A 685-nucleotide genomic window follows, 5' to 3' on the forward strand; every position below is an offset into this window, starting at 1 on the left:
AAAGATCATTGTTAAAACCTCGTTCAACCGTGACCGAAAACGTCGTTTCAGAAGATTCATACACAGAACTGGTATCTGTTGCACGAATTATCGCGGTGCCTGGACGCAGGATTTGAAATACTCCCGAATCATTCACTCTCACCACATTCGGCGGATTTGAATCAATGACTTGGTAAGATACTGAGCCGCGAACGTTGCTCAGTAGTGTCTGAGTGATGGTTCCCACACCCTCAAACTGCAACGAGGCATCTTCAACAATCAGCTGTGGACGACTCTGCTTCGTGATAGAAGTTGGAGAGCTTGTATTGCTCGGCTTGGAGTCACCTCCTCCACCGCAACCAGCAAGTAAAGCAGCAAGAAAAATCAAATAATAATTTCTGTTCATTTTTAGTAATAATTTGTTACATCTCAAGGGGCGAGATAATAATACGATGTTTTATTAATCGCTATCCCTATTGTTGATGACTTTATTACTTAAGTATTTACTACTATATTAAGGGTAAAAATAAATTCTGATAAATGGCGAGAAAATTACCCGAAAAAACGCGAAGCAAACGTTTAAGTCAATGTAATTAATTAATTTAGAAATAGTGAATATTCAACAAAATAAAACAGGAAAAATAATGAAGAAAAATTGCGTTAATTTTTGGCGGGCTATGCTGTATGTACATTAACAGATTAGAAA

Annotated in this window: 1 pseudogene; it reads right to left on the minus strand. The window is 37.5% G+C overall.

Annotation, left to right across the window (positions count from 1 at the left end):
- Nucleotides 1-385, minus strand: a pseudogene (locus tag R7Q46_RS27315) (cadherin repeat domain-containing protein); the annotation flags it as partial.
- Nucleotides 386-685: the final 300 nt, after the last annotated feature.

Source organism: Vibrio sp. 811 (assembly GCF_033339195.1).